A 5,731-nucleotide genomic window follows, 5' to 3' on the forward strand; every position below is an offset into this window, starting at 1 on the left:
CTACGAGGCTGTGAGTCAGCCTATGGCGGAAATGCTCAACGACCCAGAAACCAACAGGGAGATGCTTGACAAATACCGTGTCAAGATGAAGGCTCCCGCCGCAAAAATCAAACCGGTTGACCCCGACAAGGTGAACTGGGCGGAGATAGAAAAACAATGGGGCATCAGCCGGGAGGATCTTGAAAAGTCAGGCGCGCTCCAACAGATGGTTTACCATCACAAGTCGCCGGAACTACATAAAGTCAACGACCCCGACGGAAGCGGCGAAAAGCTGGACGCACGTCTGTCATTCCGCACCAATCCCGACGGCACATATTCGCTCACGCCCCATTTCGTCAGGAAAGAACCGTTGTTTGACCAGCCATTCCGGGGCTACACATTCACCACCGAGGACAAGGTGGAGTTATCCAACACGGGCAATCTCGGCAAAGCCGTTGACCTCAAAGACCCCGCGACGGGAGAGGTACACAAATGCCTCGTGAGCATAGACCGCCTCACAAACGAGATCGAGAGCATACCTGTCGATAAAATCTTTATCAAACAGAAGGTTGCCAATATAAATCTGACAATGCAGCAGATAGGCATACTCAAAAACGGCGGTCTTATCAAGGAACAGCACGTCGAACTCCCCAACGGACAGAAATTCACCGCCGACCTGCAATACAACGCATCCAAGCGTGACATCGCCTTTGTCAACTCGGCTCAGTACCGTCAGCAGAACGAGCAGGAGGCACAGCAGGCACAGCAGAACCGGCAACAGGGCGAGCAACAATCCGGGCAAAGCCTCAAAGACAACTGGCATGACGCCAACGGCAACCCCAAGCGTCTGACTCAGTGGTACCATATCCCGCTCGACGAGCAGAAACAGGCAGACTACCTCGCCGGGAAGCAGGTGCTTGTCGGTGAGGGCAAGGACAGGAGTGGCAACGACTGCACCATATACCTGCAATATGACCCCAAAGAGCGAAAGCCTCAGACCACCCGCGTATATCCCGACCGCGACAAGGTGGTGGGCATCGCCGAGGAAAGCAAAACACAGATGGCGGTAAACGATGACGGCAAGACCAACGAGGCGACCAAGAACGTGAATGAACCGCTCCAGCGCGGACAGACACAGCCTAAGGACGAGGCGCAGCAGAAAAAGCAGCACCAGCCCAAGCCCAAGACTCCAAAGCCGTAGCCGCCTCACCACTTCATCCGTTATCCACAGTCAAAACGACTGCGATTCGCTGACACGTCTGCCGGAACATAGATCCGACCACTGAATCCATAAATCCACTGCGACAAATATCCCGCCTCCGGCAACCTGTCAATATCCTGACAAGTATCTTCACGACATGGGGAGGTGCGCGCGGCCTCCCCGTGTTTTCAAAACATTCACCAACTAAACCCACAAAAATTATGACACAACTGATTGTATGCGAAAAATACCGCATAGCCATAGCCGTCGCCAAAGCGTTGAAGGCGACACTTAACCCGGCATACGGGGTATATACCAACGGCGACATCACCGTCGCCTACGTTCACCGAGGCTTCATCAAGCCTGTCAGTCTTGACAAGGCTGCTAACGGCTGTCTGCCATTCGTGCCGGAGAAATTCAAGATCGCCGTCACCGACAAGAAACGTGACCGCGTACTCAAACCGCTGTTCCGCAATGCGAAAGAGGTTGTCTTTGCCTCAGACGAGGGAGCCGACGCACAGGCGCGTTTCTTCAACATCTGCCGTCACTTCCGTGTCGGGCATCCGACGAGCCGAATGTGGCTTCCCCGCATTACCCGTGCATCTATCCGGCGTTCATTCTCCAAGCGAGAGAAGGGCCGTCACCTGCACAATCTCGCCCAGTCAGGTCTTGTGGCAGGCGCGATGGACATGATGTTTGAATATAATTTCGCCGGGGTTCTCAAACGCTGGTATTACGAAGGCGAGCCGCTGACACGCAAGGAGGTCGTAGCCATGCAGTATCTCGGTGACATGGATGAACAGGCGGCTCAATATGACGCCCAGCCGAAGGCGTACAGAATCTTCCTCGATTACGGAGGGCTGCACCTCGTTTCTGATCAGTCTTGGCAGAGCGAGAGGGTCTGCGCCGCAATCGTTGACACCATCCCTGTCGGCGAACCCGTCAAGGCGCGGATGACCGTCACGGAGGAAGATGCGCCGGCAGTCAGACTCCACACGATGCTCACTCTCCAGATGGACGCATTCGACAATTTCGGCTTTATGCCGTCACTCACCGTCAGGACTGCGGAGAAGCTCTACGAGCAGGGCTTTATCTCATCGCCATACGTTACTGCACCGGACGCCGGCAACGGCATAACCGTGTTGCGCCGACTGTCCAAACGCGCCACAAAGACCGAGCGCAGCCTGTACAGACTTATTGCAGGGCGCATGGAAGTGGCGGCAATGCCATCGGAAAAGAAACAGTATGCCACTGTGACGGCTGAAATCACCGGACTGACATTCACCTGCCGATGGGAGGTGAGAAAGCCGAAGCCCGAATACCCCGGCACATCGGAACAGACAATCACCATAGTCGAAAAGATGATGGCTCCGGTCAAAGAGGTATCGCCCATTTCATACAGCTTTGTTCCGACACTTGCCAACCTCACCGGATATGCGACGCTGACCGCAGACACTACGCACCCCGATATGCCTTACTGCCACACCGTACACCAATACGGCACGGCACTCGAAGGTCTTATGCGCAAGGGCTTCATCACGATAGAGGACAGCACTATCGCTTGCACGCCAGAAGGCGACCGTCTGCTGCTTGACCTCGCTCCCTACAATCTTGCCCACAGCATACTGGTGGGGCAATACGGAGCTGACGAGATACCCTACGGCACAATAACAGGCAGAAAAGCCGTCAAGGGCTTCGGCGAATGGCTCACCGATACTGTCACCGACATTCTGCGCTACATACCCAAAAACGAATGACCGCCACGACAGCGATAATTTATATCGTGATTGAAAAATAGCCGCTTGACCATAGCGCATAATCCGATAAAAATCGCTAACTTTGCCACTGAATCGCAGTCATAATTTATTTTGATTGTGGATTTAGTGGTGAGAAGGCGGGAGGGATACCCGCCTTCTTTTTTCAAACACATATCCCATCCACCACTTAATCCACCAATAATTTATGCCAGAGTTTGTTCAAATCGAAAAATCCGAACTTGAAGAAATATTCAGCCGAATGTCATATTTGAAGAAAGTATTTATCACTTTCTTCGAGCGCGTAAGAAACAAAGAGCCTGATGATTGGCTTACGTTGCAGGAACTCTGTGAGTTGCTACATATCTCCGAGTCCAAAGCGCGCTCACTCAAAAAGAGCGGACGTATAGGGTTCATCAAGAGCGGAAAAGGGTCTATGTTCCTCGCCGGAGATGCTTTCGGATTACTTGAACGGGTAGAGGCTGTACCGAGAAATGGGAACAATATATACCCGTGACAGCAATGAAATAGGGAATTTCCATGCCGACAGTCTTACAGTGCTTGAAATCGTTGAGAGATTGAATACTGAAATACATCCGTCGTTCTTGGGTAAAAAGTTTTATACCGATGCCCAACTCTCGGAAAAGCTCAACATTTCAAGACGCACATTGCAGGAATACCGAGATAACAGGCAGATAGCCTATTACAGGCTTGACGGCAAGATACTCTATGCAGATGATGATGTGGAGGAGTTTTTGAAATCCACATACCGCCCCAAATACTGAAACCGAAAATGCGGCCACCGGATAATACCGATGACCGCATTTATTTCATTCAGTGACAGTCGAATTTATACCACCTGCACATTGTTGAATTTGCTGCGCATGGTTGCCATACCATCATACACGGCTTGATCCTGCATCTTGGCGTATATTTGCGTTGTCTTTATGTCGCTGTGTCCGAGCATCTTGGATATTACCTCGATGGACACGTTGTTGCAGAGCGACATAGAGGCGAATGTATGGCGCGCCACATGGGTTGTCAGATGCTTTTTGATTTTCGCCAAATCTGCAATCTCTTTCAGATAGGCGTTCATCTTCTGGTTGGTAATCACCGGCATGACTACTCCCGTAGCCTTCACAACAGGATGATCCGAATACTTTTTGATGAGCTGGCGGGGTATGTCAAGCATCGGGATTATACACATTTCTCCTGTCTTGGCACGGGCCTTGCGTATCCAAGTATTGCCTTTGTCATCGTCTTGTATGTCGTCAATGGTGAGTGATTTCATGTCGCAAAAGGCAAGTCCGGAGAAGCAGCAGAACACGAAGGTGTCACGCACTACTTCCAATCGTGGCAACTCCTTCAGGTCAAGATCCATAATGGTCTTTATTTCAGCCTCGGTCAAGAACTGACGCTCACTATATGTACGCTGGTATTTCTTGCCGATAAACGGGTCGTGGTCTATCCACTTGTGGGCGAGAGCATACTGCAACACGTTTTTTACGCAGCGGAGATAACGCACGGCAGCGTTGTTGGCGCAGGATTTCTTCATGCGAAGGAAATGCTCGAAGTCGTCAAGCATCCCCGATGTAACCTCCTTTATCGGAATGTCGTCGGTCTTGTAGTGGAGTTTGAAGAAGTCTTCCAGATAGTCAACGCAACGAGTCCAGCGCTGATAGGTGGGCTTCACGATGTCTCCACGGTCAAGTTCCTCCTTGCGTTTCTCGTTTGCCTCGCGGAACACCTCGCACATCATTTTGGGCTTCTCCATAGTTCCCATGTAATGCGCTTTAAGGACAGCCGGATTTACCAGCTTGTTCTCACGGATGAGCATGTTGTGAATTTCGCAGAAACGGGCGCGCACCATCTCAAGAAATTTGTTCAGCTCCTTGTCGCGGCGCGATGTGCCATCGCTCTGGTTGCGTTTCTGGTTCCAGTGTTTAGGGTTCACTGAACGACCGATTGTAAACTCCGTCATCTGGCCTCCGACCGAGATACGGGCGTAGAGCGGATATTCGCTCTTTTCTGTCTTTGGCTTCCTTGCGTAGAAAGTCAGAGTAAAATAAGAATCTGGTGTCATTTCTCTGTGGGTTTAATGGTTATATAAATATAATCATTTTCGCCGACATCACCAAACGAGAAAGAACATCAAATATCACGGATATGACTGATTGGACGGCTCACGCCTGTATTCCACCAAAACCGTGAGTCCGGCTCACGGTGCAAAATGGTGCAAATCGCAGAAATCGGCTTCAAACAGCGTTTTGAGCGGGGATTTATGGTTAAAGAATATTTCAAGAGTTAAATAGTGTTTAGAAGCTCTGAAAATTGCGACCCCAACCGGGTCAAAGGTTCGTTCCCATACTCAAAACCCCACTTTGTGAGGCGTGATAACGGCTTAACTTTCGGTGTTTCAGCCGACTCACTGATGATTTCTGCCAACCGTGAGTCGAATTACTCACAAACGTGAGTACTCACTAATGACTCACTCACCACCTCTGTATTCTGCGCCATTCTGAAATTTTGGCAAAAATAAAAAGCACTGAAAATCAAGCGATTTCAGTGCTTTACGGCGTTTTGCCATTTTTGATTGTGACCCCGGTGGGGCTCGAACCCACGACCCAATGATTAAGAGTCATTTGCTCTACCAACTGAGCCACGGAGTCATGCTTGAGAAAAAGAATGCATGAGCATTGCTTCCCTTTTTGCGGTGCAAAGTTACTACCTTTTTTTTTCTTATCCAAATTTTTTATCTACTTTTTATTTAAATTTTAGATACTGAACTCGTCCCTAC

General features: G+C 50.3%; 5 protein-coding genes and 1 tRNA gene. 4 read left to right on the forward strand and 2 right to left on the reverse strand.

Annotated elements, in window-relative coordinates; genetic code table 11:
• From JX312_RS08210 to JX312_RS08225, 4 genes are all read left to right on the forward strand, one after another.
• Positions 1 to 1,180 (forward strand): DUF4099 domain-containing protein (locus JX312_RS08210; protein ID WP_204457667.1); only part of this gene is annotated, 1,180 nt, incomplete at its 5' end.
• A 221-nt stretch (positions 1,181 to 1,401) separates the two neighbouring features.
• Positions 1,402 to 2,937, forward strand: a complete 1,536-nt coding sequence (locus tag JX312_RS08215; RefSeq protein WP_123485516.1) for a hypothetical protein — start codon at positions 1,402 to 1,404, stop codon at positions 2,935 to 2,937.
• Between the two features lie 268 nt (positions 2,938 to 3,205).
• Positions 3,206 to 3,451 (forward strand): helix-turn-helix domain-containing protein, encoded by a 246-nt coding sequence (locus JX312_RS08220; RefSeq protein ID WP_204457668.1) that lies wholly within the window; start codon positions 3,206 to 3,208, stop codon positions 3,449 to 3,451.
• Complete coding sequence (locus tag JX312_RS08225; RefSeq protein WP_123485518.1) at positions 3,429 to 3,719, forward strand: helix-turn-helix domain-containing protein; 291 nt, start codon at positions 3,429 to 3,431, stop codon at positions 3,717 to 3,719. Before JX312_RS08220 ends, JX312_RS08225 begins: the two co-directional genes overlap by 23 nt.
• A gap of 65 nt (positions 3,720 to 3,784) precedes the next feature.
• On the opposite strand, the gene JX312_RS08230 is transcribed toward JX312_RS08225, so the two are convergent.
• Both JX312_RS08230 and JX312_RS08235 read right to left on the reverse strand, forming a co-directional pair.
• Positions 3,785 to 5,017, reverse strand: coding sequence for a site-specific integrase (locus tag JX312_RS08230; RefSeq protein WP_123485519.1), 1,233 nt, complete (start codon positions 5,015 to 5,017; stop codon positions 3,785 to 3,787).
• A gap of 513 nt (positions 5,018 to 5,530) precedes the next feature.
• Positions 5,531 to 5,603 (reverse strand) — tRNA-Lys (locus tag JX312_RS08235).
• Positions 5,604 to 5,731: the final 128 nt, after the last annotated feature.

Source organism: Barnesiella sp. CU968, assembly GCF_905219685.1.
Classification (GTDB): Bacteria; Bacteroidota; Bacteroidia; order Bacteroidales; family Muribaculaceae; genus Lepagella; species Lepagella muris_A.

Excerpts from the sequence above, each read along its gene's own strand:
- JX312_RS08215 (WP_123485516.1), top strand. The coding sequence starts at position 1,402 with ATGACACAACTGATTGTATGCGAAAAATACCGCATAGCCATAGCCGTC.
- JX312_RS08225 (WP_123485518.1), top strand. The coding sequence starts at position 3,429 with ATGGGAACAATATATACCCGTGACAGCAATGAAATAGGGAATTTCCAT.
- JX312_RS08230 (WP_123485519.1), bottom strand. The coding sequence starts at position 5,017 with ATGACACCAGATTCTTATTTTACTCTGACTTTCTACGCAAGGAAGCCA.